The following is a 17,118-nucleotide window of genomic DNA, read 5'->3' as shown; positions in this document are numbered from 1 at the left end:
TATGATGGAATGTGTTGCGAAAGTAAAAAAATGAACGATAAACATATTTTTTTGTGATTTTATCGGAAAGTAAGAAACTTTAAAGGGAATTTTCACACAATTGTCGAACAATTCATGTAGCCTAGAAGCTTACACATGTCGGAAGAATCGATTCGGTAAGGGAGGAAAAACTGTGGAGAAAATTAAAGTATGTCTTGTGGATGATAATAAAGAATTGGTATCGATGCTAGAGAGTTATGTTGCTGCCCAAGATGATATGGAAGTTATCGGAATTGCTTACAATGGTCAAGAATGTTTAAACTTATTGAAAGAAAAGCAGCCTGATATACTCGTTTTAGACATTATTATGCCACATTTAGATGGTCTAGCTGTGCTAGAGAAAATGCGACATATTGAAAGGTTAAGACAACCTAGCGTTATTATGTTGACAGCATTCGGACAAGAAGATGTGACGAAAAAAGCGGTTGATTTAGGGGCATCATATTTCATATTAAAACCATTTGATATGGAGAATTTAACAAGTCATATTCGTCAAGTTAGTGGTAAGGAAAGTGCTACTATTAAACGTCCATTACCATCTTTCCGATCAGCAACAACGATCGATGGAAAACCGAAAAACTTAGATGCGAGTATTACAAGTATCATTCATGAAATTGGTGTACCCGCTCATATTAAAGGGTACATGTACTTACGAGAAGCAATCTCTATGGTGTACAATGATATCGAATTACTAGGATCTATTACGAAAGTATTATATCCAGATATTGCAAAGAAATATAATACAACAGCAAGCCGTGTCGAGCGCGCAATCCGTCACGCAATTGAAGTAGCTTGGAGCCGTGGGAATATTGATTCTATTTCGTCCTTATTTGGTTATACTGTATCCATGTCAAAAGCAAAACCTACGAATTCCGAGTTCATCGCAATGGTTGCGGATAAGCTAAGACTTGAACATAAGGCTAGCTGAGAGGAAAAGTAGTAAGGGATTTAAGTTTTAGTAGAGCTTAATAATTCTTGAAATTTATACTCGATATCAATTTTAAAACCAATAAACTTTTATTTAATGACCAATGAATTTTAGAATTCGTTGGTCTTTTTATTTTGTTGAGAAAAAGAGGGGGAAGTGATATCGATTTTATCAAAATTATTTGGGTAGATAAAAAGGGTTGTTTGATATTATGGAAAATAAAACCTGTTTTTAGTAATATTACATATAAGTGAGTTTTTTAAGGTAATTAAATAGGTATACAGAGGGAGAAGGAAAATGAAAAACAAAATATTAACTTGGCTAGGAATAGTAGCAGCTATGGGAGTTCTTGCTGTTGCAGTTACATTTGGAATGTTAGAGCTTGCCGATAATCCAGTAGATAAAGAAGTGAGTGCTCAAATAGATAAAAAAGAAGACCCAACGATAGTAGGTAGAGAGGTAGATGGAGTCTTTGTTGATGTGTATGTTACTGAAAATTCTACTGAAAGCGAAGTCATTACAGCGATGTATCACATGACTCATCAAAAAGTAGTGGCAGAACGAAAATCGGGATCCATCCCAATGATTCAAAATAACGCTAAAAAATTAAAAAAAATCATAAATAAGAGTAGTTTTGCGAAGAAAAATGAGCTTGTAGCAATTGCTGATAGATGGGCGAAAAAAGATTTTAGTAAAATTGTAGAAGATCACAATTTTTTCTCGGATGCTCAAGAGGGTAATGTTTGTAAAGCCACTAGAGCGATGGATGCGGTAGAAGAGCAACATTATATTTTAACTACATTCGGGGAGGAAAAAGCGAAAGAACTATACGAATCAGGGGATACTCCGCACGTTCAATAAAAAATAATATGAAGGGCTTCTAGTTTTTTTATTACCTTGCTTTAAGGGGGCAATGGTGACTTGTGAATAAATATTCTGCTTTCTTTATGACTTGTAACAAAAAAGAAGATATATAATTCATTATTAAATGATGAAGTAAAGGCTAAATCGCATCGTAGTACATCTGTTAAAGGATTTTAGCGGGGAAGTCATCCATGATATAATAGATGATAATAAAAAGCCCTGCAAAACAGGACTATATTATTCTTCGTCTTTATTTTGTTTTTCTAATTCAACTAACTTTTGGATTAAAATATGCTGTGGCATATGCATAAGTTGTTCAAGTGGAACACCTAACGCTTTTGATAGGCGGACCGCAGTGTCTGGAGAAATTTGTAATGGTCTCATAGAAGTACCTCCTTTTTCGTATAGTATAGCATAAGATTGGGGGAGTGAGGATGACTCTTATATTTGCGCATCGTGGTGCGGCGGGAACGTATCCGGAAAATACAATGATTTCATTTGAAGCAGCAGAGGCTTTCGGGGCAGATGGAATTGAACTCGATGTTCAATTCACGAAAGATGGAAAAGTTGTCGTTATTCATGATGAAACGGTGGATCGGACAACAAATGGAAAAGGTGCGGTTCGAAATTATTTATATGAGGATTTATGTAAGTTGGATGCGAGTTATAAATTCGGTGACAAAGTAGGTTTTTGCAAAATACCTCTTCTAGAAGAGGTGTTAGAATGGCTCGCAAAAACGAAATTGCTACTCAATATTGAACTGAAAAATAATAAAATCCCATACAGAGGTTTAGAAGAAGAGGTTATAACACTTGTACGTAAGTTTAGTCTAGAGGATCGGATTGTGTTTTCTTCTTTTAATCACTACAGTATGAAGCGATGTCATATGATGGCTCCTGATATTCAAACAGCTATTTTGTATCGTGAAGGTTTGCATAGCCCGTGGGCATATGCAAAAAAGATGGGTGCTACTGCAGTACATCCGAATTATCGTTATCTTCAAGATGCTATCGCTGAATTAACGATGGGAAGTGGTGTGGAGGTTCGTCCTTACACGATAAATGAAGAAACGCTTATGCGTAAATATTTTGATATGAATATATCAGCGATTATTACTGATTATCCTGAAACAGCAAGAACTTTATTACCGATAAAAAAATGAGACCTAATATAATGGTCTCATTTTTTATTTATGATATGTGAAAACTTTGTTTTATCTTCTGAAGCGTGCTTGTACTTTATTTCTCTTACGATCTCTGTGTAAGACGAAGCCGCCGAAGATATAAAACCCGAGTGCGAAGCAAAGAGCGCCGATTAAAAATTGTAACCATAATATAGGGATTGGGGAGAACAAAATCCCAAATACAGTATCTCTCATTAGTTTAATACCAAGCACGGCTAATGAAATGGGGATGAGTGCTAATAATAGAGCGAGGTAACGCTGCATACATAACGCTCCTTTTCAGATTATTTTGTGTATTTTAATGATGTTATATGGAATGGGGGTTTGTCAAGAGGTTGCTGAACGAGTAAGATAAGAATGTGAAAAATTTTGCAGAGATACTTCGAGAGGAAGTGTAATGTATGAAACAAAATGTGTTAATTGTTGGAGCAGGTGAAGGTGGGAGTACACTGCTGAGTCTGTTGCAAAATTCGAATATATTTCAAATTATAGGAGTTATTGATAGTAATCCAATTGCGAAAGGATTACAAATCGCAAAGGAATATGGGACTCCGATTGGTGATAGTGTAACTCCGTTTCTTTCTATGCATATTGATGTAATGTTTGATATGACAGGTGATTATGATTTACATAAAGTTTTATTGGGAAGCAAGCATAAAGACACCCTTCTTATACCAGGGGATATTGCAAAAATTGTTACGAGACTAGCGCATGAGAAGGAAAGTTTAATTGGAAAGCTAGAAGAACAGACGCAACAAGGGAATTTAATTTTAAATTCAACGCATGACGGTATGATTGTTATAGACCAAGAGGGACAAGTTCGTCTGTTTAATAAAAGCGCAGAGCGTATTACTGGATATAAAAAAGAGGAAGCAATAGGGAAATATATTTTAGAAGTTATTCCAACGAGTAAGTTGCTTCGTATTATACGCACGAAAAAAATAGAAGTGAATCATGAACTGACGTTAGAGAATGAAAAAAAGATTATTACAACGCGTATTCCGATATTAAAAGAAGATGGAGAGGTTCAAGGGGCATTTGCGATTTTTAAAGACATTACAGAAGTTGTAGATTTAGCGGAAGAAGTTACAGACTTAAAAGAAATTCAAACGCTACTTGAGGCGATTATTAACTCATCTGAGGAAGCAATTTCGGTTGTTGATGAGAAAGGAAGAGGACTAGTTATAAACCCTGCTTATACGAAGTTAACGGGTTTGACTGAAGAAGAAATTATTGGGAAGCCGGCTACAACTGATATTGTGGAAGGTGAAAGTATGCATATGAAAGTACTTCGGACGCGCCGAGCGGTACGAGGAATACATATGAAGATTGGGCAAAAAAAGCGAGATGTAATTGTAAACGTAGCACCGGTTATTGTCGATGGAATATTGAAAGGGAGCGTCGGGGTAATTCGCGATGTATCAGAAATTCAAAAGTTAACAAATGAATTGAATAGGGCAAGACAAATTATTCGAACGTTAGAAGCAAAATATTCATTTGATGATATTGTTGGTGATTCAGATGAAACGACGGCAGCTATTGAACAAGCAAAACTTGGAGCGAATACACCGGCAACAGTATTGCTTAGAGGGGAATCTGGTACGGGGAAAGAGTTATTTGCACACGCTATTCATAACAGTAGYAATCGAAAATACAATAAGTTTGTACGAGTAAACTGTGCTGCTATTTCTGAGACCTTATTAGAAAGTGAATTATTCGGTTATGAGGAAGGCGCGTTTTCTGGAGCGAAAAGAGGCGGGAAACGAGGATTCTTTGAAGAAGCGAATAATGGAAGTGTTTTTTTAGATGAAATCGGAGAGTTATCTGCAAATACGCAAGCGAAGCTCCTTCGTGTGCTACAAGAAAAAGAAATTGTGAAAGTAGGGGGAACGAAAGCGATACCTATTAATGTCCGGGTAATTGCAGCAACACATGTGAATTTAGAAAAGGGCATTCTAGAAGGAGAGTTCAGAGAGGACTTATATTATCGTTTAAATAAAATCCCGATTCAAATTCCTTCCCTTCGTCAGCGTAAAGGAGATATACCAGCGATTGCAGAAAGGTTAATTCAAAAAATTAATCAAGATTATGGTCGTAATGTAGAAGGACTCACCGATTCAGCCGTTTCGTATTTACAATCATATGAATGGCCAGGGAATGTTAGGGAACTTGAAAATATTTTAGGACGAGCTATTATCTTTATGAATTATAACGAAATATATATTGATGTACATCATTTACCGCCTTTACATAAAGAAGAACAAGTAGAGCCGAAACAAAATAATTTATTACCTGAATTAGAAGAGAAGGCCCTTGAACACCTAGTGACAGAATTTGAGGGGAATATTATCCGTGAATATTTAGAGAAATGTGATGGAAACAAAACGAAGACTGCAAAAGCGTTAGGAATTTCAGTTCGAAACTTATATTACAAGCTAGAAAAGTATGACTGCGCAAAAAATAGCATGCAATAAATTGCGTACCGTGCAATTTATTGCGTGGTATACAAAAAGCGACAAAACGAGACGGAATATTTCGTCGTTTTCCAAAGTATTGATTTCACTGCATTTTGAATGCGTTTTCATTATTGGTAAGACCACTTTTGAAAGTTGGCACGGTATTTGCTTAATGAATAGACGAGGGACGACGGAAAGGGTTGATTACAAAATATGAAGTTAGAACACTTAATTGATCAAGCAGCAGGACAGCCTAAAAAAACTGTGGCTGTAGCAGTAGCTGAAGATCATGAAGTAATTGAAGCTGTAGCGAAAGCAATCAAGTTACAGCTAGCTCAATTTCGTCTATATGGAAATCAAGAGAAAATAATAGGGATGCTACAAGAGCATGGGCTACAAACTTCAGAACATATTGAAGTGATTGCAGCAGCGTCAAGTGCTGAGGCTGCAGAACTTTCTGTTAAATCTGTAAGCAATGGCGAAGCAGATGTGCTAATGAAGGGGAACATCCCAACAGCAAATATTTTGAAAGCTGTATTAAATAAAGAGTGGGGACTTCGTAAGGGCAGCGTGCTTTCACATGTTGCAGCGTTTGAAGTTCCAAATTACGATCGTCTTATTTTTGTTACAGACGCAGCGATGAACATTGCACCTGATGTAACACAAAAAGCTGCTATTATACAAAATACTGTAGAAGTTGCCCAGGCAATAGGAATTGATTTGCCAAAGGTAGCGCCAATTGCAGCGGTAGAGGTTGTTAATCCTGCGATGCAAGCGACAATTGATGCAGCGATGTTAACTCAAATGAATCGCCGCGGACAAATTAAAAATTGTGTCGTTGATGGACCACTTGCTTTAGATAATGCAGTATCACAAATTGCAGCAGAACATAAAGGCATAGTAAGTGATGTAGCAGGTAAGGCAGACATTTTACTCGTCCCAACGATTGAAGCTGGAAATGTGCTATATAAATCACTCGTCTATTTTGCAAATGCAAAGGTAGGAGCGATGATTGCTGGCGCTAAAGCACCGATTGTTTTAACATCACGTGCTGATTCAGCAGAAACAAAAGTATATTCATTAGCATTGGCAGTTGCGACTGCTTCAAAATAAACCAAATAGGGTAAAACAATTAGGGGGAAACGACAATGACATTAGAAATCTTCGAATACTTAGAAAAATATGATTATGAGCAAGTGGTATTTTGTCAAGATAAAGAATCTGGTTTAAAAGCAATCATTGCAATCCATGATACAACACTTGGACCAGCTCTTGGTGGAACAAGAATGTGGACATATGATTCTGAAGAAGCGGCGATTGAAGATGCATTGCGTCTTGCAAAAGGGATGACATACAAAAATGCAGCAGCTGGTTTAAACTTAGGTGGTGCAAAAACAGTAATTATCGGTGATCCACGTAAAGATAAAAGCGAAGCGATGTTCCGTGCATTAGGACGCTACATTCAAGGACTAAACGGACGTTACATTACAGCTGAAGATGTTGGTACAACAGTAGATGATATGGATATTATCCATGAGGAAACTGATTTTGTAACAGGGATTTCACCATCATTTGGTTCTTCTGGTAACCCATCTCCAGTAACTGCATACGGTGTTTACCGTGGTATGAAAGCAGCTGCAAAAGAAGCATTTGGTACAGATAACCTAGAAGGAAGAGTAATTTCTATTCAAGGTGTTGGTAATGTAGCATATCACCTATGCAAACATTTACACGCTGAAGGAGCAAAATTAATCGTTACAGATATTAATAAAGAAGCTGTACAACGTGCAGTAGAAGAATTCGGTGCAACAGCAGTTGAGCCAAATGAAATTTACGGTGTTGAATGTGATATTTACGCACCATGTGCATTAGGCGCAACAGTTAATGATGAAACTATTCCACAACTTAAAGCAAAAGTAATCGCTGGTTCTGCAAATAACCAATTAAAAGAAGATCGTCACGGCGACCTTATTCATGAAATGGGTATTGTATACGCACCAGACTATGTTATTAATGCAGGTGGCGTAATTAACGTAGCAGACGAATTATATGGATACAATAGAGAACGTGCATTAAAACGTGTTGAGTCTATTTATGACACAATTGCAAAAGTAATCGAAATTTCAAAACGCGATGGCATAGCAACTTATGTAGCGGCAGATCGTCTAGCTGAAGAGCGCATTGCAAGCTTGAAAAACTCTCGTAGCACATACTTACGCAACGGTCACGACATTATTAGCCGTCGCTAATCATTCATATATAACTTTTACAAAAGGTGTGGTTACCTCTTATGAGGTTTCCACTTCCTTTTAAATTTATTAGTGGAGGTAGCAACATTGTCTGTAAATCGAATTCTTGTTATTAACCCAGGTAGTACATCCACAAAGATTGGTGTTTTTGATAATGAAAGACCCGTTCTAGAAGAAACTATTCGTCATGACGTAGAACAGATTGGAAAATATAAGCGAATTATCGACCAATATGAGTTTCGTAAAGAAACGATTTTAGAAGTTCTACATTCTCATGGTATTAACATTTCAAAATTAAACGCTGTTTGTGGGCGTGGTGGATTACTTCGTCCAATCGAAGGCGGTACGTATACAGTAAACGATGCGATGTTAGAAGATTTGAAAAATGGGTTTAGCGGTCATCACGCTTCAAACCTTGGAGGCATTTTAGCATATGAAATTGCTTCTGGATTAAACATTCCTGCATTCATTGTGGATCCTGTCGTTGTAGATGAGATGGAGCCAATTGCTCGTATAAGTGGTATTGCTGGTATGGAACGCAAAAGTATCTTCCATGCATTAAATCAAAAAGCAGTTGCTCGTAAAGTAGCAGATGAATTAAATCACAAATATGAGGATTTAAATTTATTAGTTACACATATGGGCGGCGGTATTACAGTTGGTGCTCATAAAAAAGGAAAAGTTATCGATGTGAATAATGGCTTAAACGGAGAAGGACCATTTAGTCCAGAGCGTGCTGGTACAGTACCAGTAGGACAATTAGTTGAAATGTGTTTTTCTGGTGAGTATTACCGAGACGAAATGGTTAAAAAACTTGTCGGACAAGGTGGACTTGTAAGCCTTATCGGTACAAACGATGCAATTAAAGTAGAACAAATGGTTGAAAAAGGTGATCCTGAGGCAACTCTTATTTATAAAGCAATGGCGTATCAAGTTGCAAAAGAGATTGGCGGAGCTAGTGCTGTACTTCACGGGAAAATCGATGCAATCGTATTAACTGGTGGACTTGCGTACAGTAAAATTCTTGTCGATGAAATAAAAGAACGTGTTCACTGGATTGCAGATGTTATCGTACATCCAGGAGAAGATGAATTACAAGCGTTAGCAGAAGGAGCACTTCGTGTATTACGTGAAGAAGAAGCTCCAAAAGAATATATTGTACGAGAAAAACAAACAGTAGCTAGGGGTTGAGATAATGGCAAGAGAATATGATTTAGTCATCGTTGGCGGCGGTACTGGTGGATATGTTGCTGCTATTCGTGCATCACAACTAGGGTTAAAAACTGCACTTGTTGAAAAAGAAAATCTTGGTGGTACTTGTTTACACAAAGGATGTATTCCTAGTAAAGCTCTTTTACGTAGTGCGGAAGTATACGCAACTGCTAAAAAAGGAGAAGAGTTCGGAGTTATTGCAAGTAATGTAGAACTAAACTTTGCTAAAGTACAAGAGCGTAAAGAGAAGATTGTAACGCAGCTTCATAAAGGCGTTCAGCATTTAATGAAACAAGGTAAAATTGATGTGTTTGAAGGTATTGGCCGTATTCTTGGCCCATCTATTTTCTCTCCAATGCCAGGTACAATTTCAGTTGAACTTGCAAGTGGAGAAGAGAATGAAATGTTAATTCCAAAAAATGTGCTTGTTGCAACAGGTTCTCGTCCAAATTCATTACCAGGATTAGAGTTAGACGGAGAGTATGTAATGTCTTCGGATCATGCCCTAAAAATGGAAACGCTTCCTAGCTCAATCATTATCGTTGGTGGCGGTGTAATTGGTATTGAGTGGGCATCTATGCTTGCTGACTTCGGTGTAGAAGTTACTGTATTAGAATATGCGAAAAACATATTACCACTAGAAGATAATGACGTTTCAAAAGAAATGCAACGTCTATTCAAGAAAAAAGGTATTAAAGTGGTAACTGGTGCAAAAGTATTACCAGAAACATTGGTAAAAGATAATGGAGTAACAATTCAAGCTGAACATAACGGTGAGAACAAAGCATTTAAAGCAGAAAAAATGCTTGTATCTGTCGGAAGACAAGCGAATACGCAAAATATGGGCTTAGAGAACACAGATATTGTTGTGGAAAAAGGATACATTCAAACAAATGAGTTTTATCAAACGAAGGAATCTCATATTTACGCAATTGGAGATGTAATCGGTGGCTTGCAACTTGCTCACGTTGCTTCTCATGAAGGAATTGTTGCAGTAGAACATATCGCTGGTAAAGAAGTTACACCAATTGATTATTCTATGGTATCAAAATGCGTATATAGTAGTCCAGAAGTTGCTTCTGTCGGCTTAACAGAACAAGAAGCAAAAGAAAAAGGCTATAAGTTAAAAGTAGGTAAGTTCTCATTCCGTGCAATCGGAAAGGCACTTGTATACGGAGAATCAGACGGTTTTGTAAAACTTGTAGTTGATGAAGAAACAAATGACATTCTCGGTGTTCATATGATCGGACCACATGTAACAGATATGATTTCTGAAGCTGGTCTTGCAAGAGTACTTGATGCAACACCTTGGGAAGTAGCACATACAATTCATCCGCATCCATCATTATCTGAGGCGATTGGTGAAGCTGCACTTGCTGTAGATGGAAGAGCGTTACACGCATAAAAATGTGGATTTAGGAGGTTATGAAAAATGGCAGAAGTAAAAGAAAAGCGCCATGAAGAGCTTGGCTTAAGTGATGAGCAAGTATTAGAAATGTTCCGTACGATGTTACTTGCACGTAAAATTGACGAACGTATGTGGTTATTAAACCGTGCAGGTAAAATTCCATTCGTAATTTCTTGTCAAGGACAAGAGGCTGCACAAGTTGGAGCGGCGTTCGCTCTTGATAGAGAGAAAGATTATGCATTACCATACTACCGTGATATGGGTGTTGTACTAGCGTTTGGTATGACAGCTAAAGAGCTTATGTTGTCTGCTTTCGCAAAAGCTGGAGATCCAAACTCTGGTGGTCGTCAAATGCCTGGTCACTTCGGTCAAAAGAAAAATCGTATTGTTACAGGATCATCACCAGTAACAACGCAAGTACCACATGCAGTTGGTATTGCACTAGCTGGAAAAATGGAGAAGAAAGATTTAGTAACGTTCGTTACATTCGGAGAAGGCTCTTCAAACCAAGGTGACTTCCATGAAGGAGCAAACTTTGCTGGTGTACACAAACTACCTGTTATTTTCATGTGTGAAAATAATAAATACGCAATCTCTATTCCAGTTGAAAAACAATTAGCATGTAAAAACGTATCAGATCGTGCAATTGGTTACGGTATGCCTGGATATACAATAGACGGAAACGATCCGCTTGCAGTATATAAAGCTGTAAAAGAGGCAGCAGACCGCGGCCGTCGTGGTGAAGGCCCAACTTTAATTGAAACAGTATCATATCGTTTAACAGCACATTCTAGTGACGACGATGATCGTGTTTATCGTGATAAAGAAGAAGTAGAAGAAGCAAAGAAAAAAGATTCAATTATAACATTTGCAGCTTATTTAAAAGAAGCTGGCGTGTTAACTGAGGAATTTGAAAAACAAATGTTAGACGAAATTATGCATATCGTAAATGAAGCAACAGAATATGCAGAAAATGCTCCGTATGCAGCACCTGAAGATGCATTGAAGCACGTATACGCAGAATAGGGGGGAACGTTTCATGGCTGTAATGTCTTATATTGATGCTATTACATTAGCAATGCGCGAAGAAATGGAACGCGATGAGAAAGTATTTGTTTTAGGTGAAGATGTTGGTAAAAAAGGTGGCGTATTTAAAGCGACACACGGATTATATGATCAATTTGGTGAAGATCGTGCGCTTGATGCACCGCTTGCAGAATCTGCAATTGCTGGGGTAGCAATTGGTGCGGCAATGTATGGTATGCGTCCAATCGCTGAAATGCAGTTTGCTGATTTCATCATGCCAGCAGTAAACCAAATTGTTTCTGAGGCAGCAAAAATTCGTTATCGTTCTAACAACGATTGGACTTGTCCAGTTACAATTCGTGCGCCATTCGGCGGCGGTGTTCACGGTGCATTGTATCATTCACAATCTGTAGAAGCGATGTTTGCGAACCAACCAGGTTTGAAAATTGTTATCCCTTCTACACCATATGATGCAAAAGGCTTATTAAAAGCTGCAATTCGTGATGAAGATCCAGTATTATTCTTTGAGCATAAGCGTGCATATCGCTTAATTAAAGGTGAAGTGCCAGAAGATGACTATGTATTACCAATCGGAAAAGCAGATGTAAAACGCGAAGGTGATGATATTACTGTTATCACTTACGGATTATGTGTTCACTTTGCTCTTCAAGCAGCTGAGAAGTTAGCACAAGATGGAATCTCTGCACACATTCTTGATTTAAGAACGGTATATCCGTTAGATAAAGAAGCGATTATTGAAGCGGCTTCTAAAACAGGTAAAGTTCTTCTTGTAACAGAAGACAATAAAGAAGGAAGTATTATAAGTGAAGTGGCAGCAATTATTGCTGAAAACTGTCTGTTTGATTTAGATGCGCCAATCGCACGTCTTGCAGGTCCAGACGTTCCAGCAATGCCATATGCACCAACAATGGAAAAATTCTTTATGGTAAATCCAGATAAAGTTGAAAAAGCAATGCGTGAACTTGCGGAATTTTAATCGGGGGGACTATACATGGCTGTAGAAAATATCACAATGCCTCAGCTCGGGGAGAGCGTTACAGAGGGTACAATTAGTAAATGGCTCGTTAATGTTGGCGATCACGTAAACAAGTATGATCCGCTTGCAGAAGTAATGACTGATAAAGTAAATGCTGAAGTACCATCTTCTTTCACTGGTATTGTGAAAGAATTAATCGCTGGTGAAGGTGAGACGTTAGCTGTAGGTGAAGTAGTTTGTGTTATTCAAGTAGAAGGCGCAGATGAAGTAGCAGCGACAGCTGTTGAGGAAAAAACGAAAGAAGAACCAAAGGCAGATATAACTACGCCTGAAAAAGCACCGAAAGCAAAACAACCAACTGATGGAAAACCACGTTTTTCACCAGCTGTTTTAAAACTTGCGGGTGAGCATAATGTTGATTTAGATTTAGTAGAAGGTACGGGAGCAAATGGCCGTATCACTCGTAAAGATATTTTAAAGCTAGTGGAATCTGGAAATATTCCGCAAGCAGGTGCGAAGAAAGAGGAAGCGGTAGCGGTAGCAGCAGCAGTAGTAGAAGCGCGTCCAGAAGCACCAAAAGCAGCGCCAGTAGCACAAAAAGTAGAAGCTGCAAAACCAGTTTCTGTACCAACAATGCCTGGCGATATCGAAATTCCAGTAACAGGTGTGCGTAAAGCAATTGCAGCGAACATGTTACGTAGTAAACACGAAGCGCCACATGCTTGGATGATGATTGAAGTAGATGTGACAAACCTTGTGTCATACCGTAATTCAATTAAAGGTGATTTCAAAAAGCGCGAAGGTTTTAATTTAACGTTCTTTGCTTTCTTCGTAAAAGCAGTAGCACAAGCGTTAAAAGAGTATCCTCAAATCAATTCAATGTGGGCTGGCGATAAGATCGTTCAGAAGAAAGATATTAACCTTTCTATCGCTGTTGCAACAGAGGATGAACTATTTGTACCAGTAATTAAACACGCGGACGAGAAGACGATTAAAGGTATCGCTCGTGAAATTACAGAGCTTGCAGGAAAAGTACGTACGAAATCGTTAAAAGCGGACGAAATGCAAGGCGGAACATTTACAATTAATAACACAGGATCATTCGGTTCTGTTCAATCTATGGGTATTATTAATTACCCACAAGCGGCTATTTTACAAGTTGAATCAATTGTAAAACGCCCAGTAATTATGGATAACGGTATGTTCGGTGCTCGCGACATGGTTAACTTATGTTTATCACTTGACCACCGTGTACTAGATGGCCTAATTTGTGGTAAGTTCTTAGGACGTGTAAAAGAAATTCTAGAAAATACGTCAGAAAATAATACATCTGTATATTAATAAAAAGCTCGCTTATGCGAGCTTTTTATCATCTTATTTCTTCATCTACATCCTACTATATGTATAATATCTTTCCCAGTAATCTTACAATGAACGATTATGTATTAGGAATTTATGAAAATACATTGCTGATATATGGTATATGGATATAAAATAAGAAAAGAATAATTTTTTTGGCAAATCTTACTGATGAAACTGTAGTATAATATATTGTATTGTATGAAAAAGAGAGTTATTCTATATAAGTGTTTTATAGATAATGTGTAATCAGTCGTCAAAACATGAAGAATGTTGACTCCTGGTTTTTTATTTTGCTGTAACAATGTTTCAGGAGGATGTCATGAAAAGAAGTACCGAGTTTCTAAAAAGTTTAGATGTAAAATTAATTTTAATTTTGTGTGCATTTTGTGTTATAAGTATAACTGCTATATATAGCAGTCAGCAAACCGGACAGTATGGAGATGCAAACTTTGCTATGAAGCAGGGAGTTAACTACATAATTGGGGTTGTATTGTTACTTCTTGTTGCTAGCATCGACTTAGATCAGTTGCAAAAATTGTCTTGGCCGCTTTATATTGCTGGGTTTGCTTCACTTATTCTTTTGAAAGTATTACCACCATCAGGTTTCACACCTGAAAAGTTAGGGGCAAAAAGGTGGTTCGTTTTTCCAGTACTTGGACAAATTCAGCCATCCGAGTTTTTCAAAATCGCATTGCTTCTTGTAGTAGCAAGTATAGCAGTGAAGCATAATGCACAGTATATGGCAAGGACATTCCAAACGGATTTAAAATTAGTAGGTAAAATTATGCTAGTATCCCTCCCGCCTATGGCCGTTGTATATAGCCAACCGGATACAGGTATGGTGTTCTTATATGCAGCAGCTATCGCATGTATTTTATTTATGTCAGGAATTCAAAAGAAATTAATTGCGTTATGTACAGTCATTCCGGTGACCATATTGTCTACATTAATATTTATATTTGTAAAATATCCAGATTTCTTCTTTAATAAATTAGTTACTTTGTTAAAGCCTCACCAACAATCACGTATTATAGGTTGGCTAAATCCATTTGAGAATGCAAATGAAGGCTATCAAACACAGCAATCGATTTTAGCTGTAGGTAGTGGAGGTATGGAAGGGAAAGGATTCGGTGAAGGGAACGTCTATATTCCAGAGAAACACACTGACTTTATTTTCGCTACAATTGCCGAAGAAGGTGGATTTATAGTAGCGGCGTTAGTTGTGTTCTTGTTCCTATTACTACTATATCGAACAATTATTATCGGTTATTCTGCTGATAATTTATTTGGTACATTATTATGTGCTGGATCAATAGGAATACTAACGGTTCAAATATTCCAAAACATCGGTATGATCGTTGGATTAATGCCTGTAAAAGGTATCGCATTACCTTTCTTATCATATGGGGGAAGTTCCTTATTTTCGAATATGATTATGATGGGGCTCATATTATCGGTACGGAAAACGTATAAAAAATATATGTTTTCAGTTAAGTAAAAAAGCTAGTTCGTGTAAAAACGAACTAGCTTTTTTACATATATGCCCTTAAACGTTGCAAACTAAGACAGAATAGCAGTTTGAGACGGGTAAGGAGTGCAAAGTGATGCATATGCATATTTTTGAAGGAGCACGGCATCTATCTAATAGTGAATGGGTTATTCGAGCTATCATAGCATACATATTTTTAATATTAGTTGCGAAAGCGATGGGACAAAGGTCCATCGCACAACTTCGTTTTTTAGATGTCGTATTAGTATTATTGCTTGGTGGGAATATTTCTAACGCATTATCTGATGAAAAAGTGGGGTTACTCGGCTCGATGATTACAACGTTCATACTCGTTGTACTTCACATTATAAGCTCAGTCTTAATGTTGAAATGGGATAGATGGAGACGCTTTTTAGAGCCAGCACCTATTATTCTTATACACAATGGTTCCATTGATTTTAGCAATTTGAAAAAAGCGAGAATTACGGTGGAATATTTATTTTCGGAAATTCGTATGCGAAATGTGAGCGATATTCAAACGATTAAATTAGCATTGTGGGAAGCGAATGGTGTTGTTTCTATATTTCAGTATCCAGAATATGAAGCAGTTTCGCGGCTTGATCTGAAAGTGGCGGGAAGAAGATCTCCAGTTTCTTTTGTATTAGTAAAGGATGGGAGGATTCAGCAAGATGTTCTAGCTTTAGTAGGAAAAACAGAAGAGTGGGCGAAAGAGTGTTTAGAGAAGAGTGCAGAAATCGAATCCATTATGTTAGCTACAGTAGATGAAGCGCATAAAATAAATATTTTGTTAAAAAAATGAAAAATATACGCATTTTGTCGTTTCATACATATGATACAATAGTGTAGACAACGAAAAAATGGGAGGTGTTTCCATGGGATATGTAGAGGAATTACGAAAAGTAGTTGGTCATCGCCCTTTAATTTTAGTTGGTGCTGTTGTACTCGTTATAAATGAAAGTGGATATGTATTATTACAGAAAAGAACAGAGCCGTACGGAAAATGGGGGTTGCCTGGCGGGCTAATGGAGCTTGGTGAATCACCAGAAGAAACAGCTTACCGTGAAGTATATGAAGAGACAGGAATAGAAGTAAAGAACCTCCGATTAATCAATGTATTTTCTGGAGCGAACTATTTTTCAAAATTAACAAACGGTGATGAGTTTCAATCCGTAACGACAGCCTATTATACCGATAAATACGAAGGGAATTTTGTTATGAATAAAGAAGAAGCGGTTCAGCTTAAATTCTTCCCGGTAACAGAGCTACCTGATTATATTGTAGGATCGCATAAAAAAATGATTGCGGAATATATGAAAATTATGGAAAAGAATATATAATAATATTGGAAGAAATACAAAAACACAGTTCTGGTCGGTAGTCCAGACACATGATTTCATGTCAGTAACCTTCCCCTCCGGGATGTCCTGTATTTCTAATTTTTTAAAAGGAGGGGCTGTCAATGGATTTGACAGTATATCACGATGGTCAATTTTTCGTAGGAATTATTACGCATAAAGAAAAAGGAAAATTGTATGGAGCAAGGTATATTTTTGGAATGGAACCTTCAGATGAAGAAGTACTTATATTTGTGAATGGTCCAATGTTAGTATATTTCCAGCACGTTGCAAAATGCGGTGTGGAAGTGAAAGAAAAACAGCGTCCCAAAAATATAAAACGTATCATACGACAAGCGGCAAAAGAAGTAAATGTAAAACGTTTTACAAAGGCGCAAGAAGCAATTAGTTTATCTTATGAACTGCATAAACAAGAACAGAAAGTGCAATCTAAGGAGAAACGGGAAGCTGAAAAGCAGAGAAAACGTTTTATAAAAGTACAAAAAGCAAAGCAAAAACATCGTGGTCATTAAAGAAAAGGTGTTAGAG

The 17,118-nt window shown here is 37.4% G+C and carries 17 protein-coding genes; 15 read left to right on the top strand and 2 right to left on the bottom strand.

Features of this window, described 5'->3' with window-relative positions; all coding sequences use genetic code 11:
• Window positions 1-172: 172 nt before the first annotated feature.
• Window positions 173-967 carry a sporulation transcription factor Spo0A gene (spo0A, locus tag AC1DS7_RS18055; protein WP_002015081.1) on the top strand — a complete coding sequence of 265 codons (795 nt, stop codon included), beginning with the start codon at window positions 173-175 and terminating at the stop codon, window positions 965-967.
• A 297-nt stretch (window positions 968-1,264) separates the two neighbouring features.
• Window positions 1,265-1,828, top strand: coding sequence for a PRK06770 family protein (locus AC1DS7_RS18050; RefSeq protein ID WP_215586823.1), 564 nt, complete (start codon window positions 1,265-1,267; stop codon window positions 1,826-1,828).
• A 240-nt stretch (window positions 1,829-2,068) separates the two neighbouring features.
• On the opposite strand, the gene AC1DS7_RS18045 is transcribed toward AC1DS7_RS18050, so the two are convergent.
• The gene (locus AC1DS7_RS18045; RefSeq protein ID WP_001247671.1) at window positions 2,069-2,215 is read right to left on the bottom strand and encodes a YycC family protein; all 147 of its coding nucleotides are present in this window, start codon (window positions 2,213-2,215) and stop codon (window positions 2,069-2,071) included.
• Window positions 2,216-2,265: 50 nt separating this feature from the next.
• On the opposite strand from AC1DS7_RS18045, the gene AC1DS7_RS18040 reads away from it, so the two are divergent.
• Window positions 2,266-2,994, top strand: a complete 729-nt coding sequence (locus AC1DS7_RS18040; protein WP_002033957.1) for a glycerophosphodiester phosphodiesterase — start codon at window positions 2,266-2,268, stop codon at window positions 2,992-2,994.
• A 51-nt stretch (window positions 2,995-3,045) separates the two neighbouring features.
• Here AC1DS7_RS18040 and AC1DS7_RS18035 read toward each other — a convergent pair whose 3' ends face one another.
• Window positions 3,046-3,279 carry a DUF2627 domain-containing protein gene (locus tag AC1DS7_RS18035; RefSeq protein WP_001190193.1) on the bottom strand — a complete coding sequence of 78 codons (234 nt, stop codon included), beginning with the start codon at window positions 3,277-3,279 and terminating at the stop codon, window positions 3,046-3,048.
• A gap of 137 nt (window positions 3,280-3,416) precedes the next feature.
• On the opposite strand from AC1DS7_RS18035, the gene AC1DS7_RS18030 reads away from it, so the two are divergent.
• The 12 genes from AC1DS7_RS18030 (at window position 3,417) to AC1DS7_RS17975 (ending at window position 17,102) form a co-directional block, all read left to right on the top strand.
• On the top strand, window positions 3,417-5,489 hold the full coding sequence (locus AC1DS7_RS18030; protein WP_476999146.1) for a sigma 54-interacting transcriptional regulator: 2,073 nt from the start codon (window positions 3,417-3,419) through the stop codon (window positions 5,487-5,489).
• Window positions 5,490-5,684: 195 nt separating this feature from the next.
• Window positions 5,685-6,584, top strand: coding sequence for a phosphate butyryltransferase (gene yqiS, locus AC1DS7_RS18025; RefSeq protein ID WP_002033959.1), 900 nt, complete (start codon window positions 5,685-5,687; stop codon window positions 6,582-6,584).
• Window positions 6,585-6,619: 35 nt separating this feature from the next.
• A complete protein-coding gene (locus tag AC1DS7_RS18020) occupies window positions 6,620-7,720 on the top strand; it encodes a leucine dehydrogenase (protein WP_002015088.1) in 1,101 nt (366 codons plus the stop codon).
• 87 nt (window positions 7,721-7,807) lie between these two features.
• The gene (buk, locus tag AC1DS7_RS18015; RefSeq protein ID WP_002088555.1) at window positions 7,808-8,911 is read left to right on the top strand and encodes a butyrate kinase; all 1,104 of its coding nucleotides are present in this window, start codon (window positions 7,808-7,810) and stop codon (window positions 8,909-8,911) included.
• Window positions 8,912-8,915: 4 nt separating this feature from the next.
• Window positions 8,916-10,337, top strand: coding sequence for a dihydrolipoyl dehydrogenase (gene lpdA / locus AC1DS7_RS18010; protein ID WP_002033960.1), 1,422 nt, complete (start codon window positions 8,916-8,918; stop codon window positions 10,335-10,337).
• Between the two features lie 27 nt (window positions 10,338-10,364).
• Window positions 10,365-11,366: a 3-methyl-2-oxobutanoate dehydrogenase subunit alpha gene (gene bfmBAA / locus AC1DS7_RS18005; RefSeq protein WP_000852549.1), complete on the top strand. Its 1,002-nt coding sequence runs from the start codon at window positions 10,365-10,367 to the stop codon at window positions 11,364-11,366.
• Between the two features lie 13 nt (window positions 11,367-11,379).
• Entirely contained in the window at window positions 11,380-12,363 is a 984-nt protein-coding gene (gene bfmBAB / locus AC1DS7_RS18000; protein ID WP_000290070.1) for a 3-methyl-2-oxobutanoate dehydrogenase subunit beta, read from the top strand.
• Between the two features lie 15 nt (window positions 12,364-12,378).
• On the top strand, window positions 12,379-13,704 hold the full coding sequence (locus AC1DS7_RS17995; RefSeq protein ID WP_340813200.1) for a dihydrolipoamide acetyltransferase family protein: 1,326 nt from the start codon (window positions 12,379-12,381) through the stop codon (window positions 13,702-13,704).
• A gap of 340 nt (window positions 13,705-14,044) precedes the next feature.
• Complete coding sequence (locus tag AC1DS7_RS17990) at window positions 14,045-15,223, top strand: FtsW/RodA/SpoVE family cell cycle protein (protein ID WP_000831174.1); 1,179 nt, start codon at window positions 14,045-14,047, stop codon at window positions 15,221-15,223.
• A gap of 106 nt (window positions 15,224-15,329) precedes the next feature.
• Window positions 15,330-16,034 (top strand): DUF421 domain-containing protein, encoded by a 705-nt coding sequence (locus tag AC1DS7_RS17985; protein ID WP_215588487.1) that lies wholly within the window; start codon window positions 15,330-15,332, stop codon window positions 16,032-16,034.
• 73 nt (window positions 16,035-16,107) lie between these two features.
• A complete protein-coding gene (locus AC1DS7_RS17980; protein ID WP_476999145.1) occupies window positions 16,108-16,572 on the top strand; it encodes an NUDIX hydrolase in 465 nt (154 codons plus the stop codon).
• Window positions 16,573-16,694: 122 nt separating this feature from the next.
• Complete coding sequence (locus AC1DS7_RS17975) at window positions 16,695-17,102, top strand: YjdF family protein (protein WP_215588485.1); 408 nt, start codon at window positions 16,695-16,697, stop codon at window positions 17,100-17,102.
• Window positions 17,103-17,118: the final 16 nt, after the last annotated feature.

This window comes from Bacillus sp. P4_E1, assembly GCF_056401715.1.
Note: the sequence above shows the minus strand (reverse complement) of the source record. Positions and strands in the feature narration are given on the sequence as shown.

Coding starts and splice junctions, on each gene's coding strand:
- AC1DS7_RS17975 (WP_215588485.1), top strand. CDS start 16,695: ATGGATTTGACAGTATATCACGATGGTCAATTTTTCGTAGGAATTATT.
- yqiS (WP_002033959.1), top strand. CDS start 5,685: ATGAAGTTAGAACACTTAATTGATCAAGCAGCAGGACAGCCTAAAAAA.
- AC1DS7_RS18045 (WP_001247671.1), bottom strand. CDS start 2,215: ATGAGACCATTACAAATTTCTCCAGACACTGCGGTCCGCCTATCAAAA.
- AC1DS7_RS17990 (WP_000831174.1), top strand. CDS start 14,045: ATGAAAAGAAGTACCGAGTTTCTAAAAAGTTTAGATGTAAAATTAATT.
- AC1DS7_RS17995 (WP_340813200.1), top strand. CDS start 12,379: ATGGCTGTAGAAAATATCACAATGCCTCAGCTCGGGGAGAGCGTTACA.
- AC1DS7_RS18040 (WP_002033957.1), top strand. CDS start 2,266: ATGACTCTTATATTTGCGCATCGTGGTGCGGCGGGAACGTATCCGGAA.
- AC1DS7_RS18020 (WP_002015088.1), top strand. CDS start 6,620: ATGACATTAGAAATCTTCGAATACTTAGAAAAATATGATTATGAGCAA.
- AC1DS7_RS17985 (WP_215588487.1), top strand. CDS start 15,330: ATGCATATGCATATTTTTGAAGGAGCACGGCATCTATCTAATAGTGAA.
- AC1DS7_RS17980 (WP_476999145.1), top strand. CDS start 16,108: ATGGGATATGTAGAGGAATTACGAAAAGTAGTTGGTCATCGCCCTTTA.
- bfmBAB (WP_000290070.1), top strand. CDS start 11,380: ATGGCTGTAATGTCTTATATTGATGCTATTACATTAGCAATGCGCGAA.
- bfmBAA (WP_000852549.1), top strand. CDS start 10,365: ATGGCAGAAGTAAAAGAAAAGCGCCATGAAGAGCTTGGCTTAAGTGAT.
- lpdA (WP_002033960.1), top strand. CDS start 8,916: ATGGCAAGAGAATATGATTTAGTCATCGTTGGCGGCGGTACTGGTGGA.
- AC1DS7_RS18050 (WP_215586823.1), top strand. CDS start 1,265: ATGAAAAACAAAATATTAACTTGGCTAGGAATAGTAGCAGCTATGGGA.
- AC1DS7_RS18035 (WP_001190193.1), bottom strand. CDS start 3,279: ATGCAGCGTTACCTCGCTCTATTATTAGCACTCATCCCCATTTCATTA.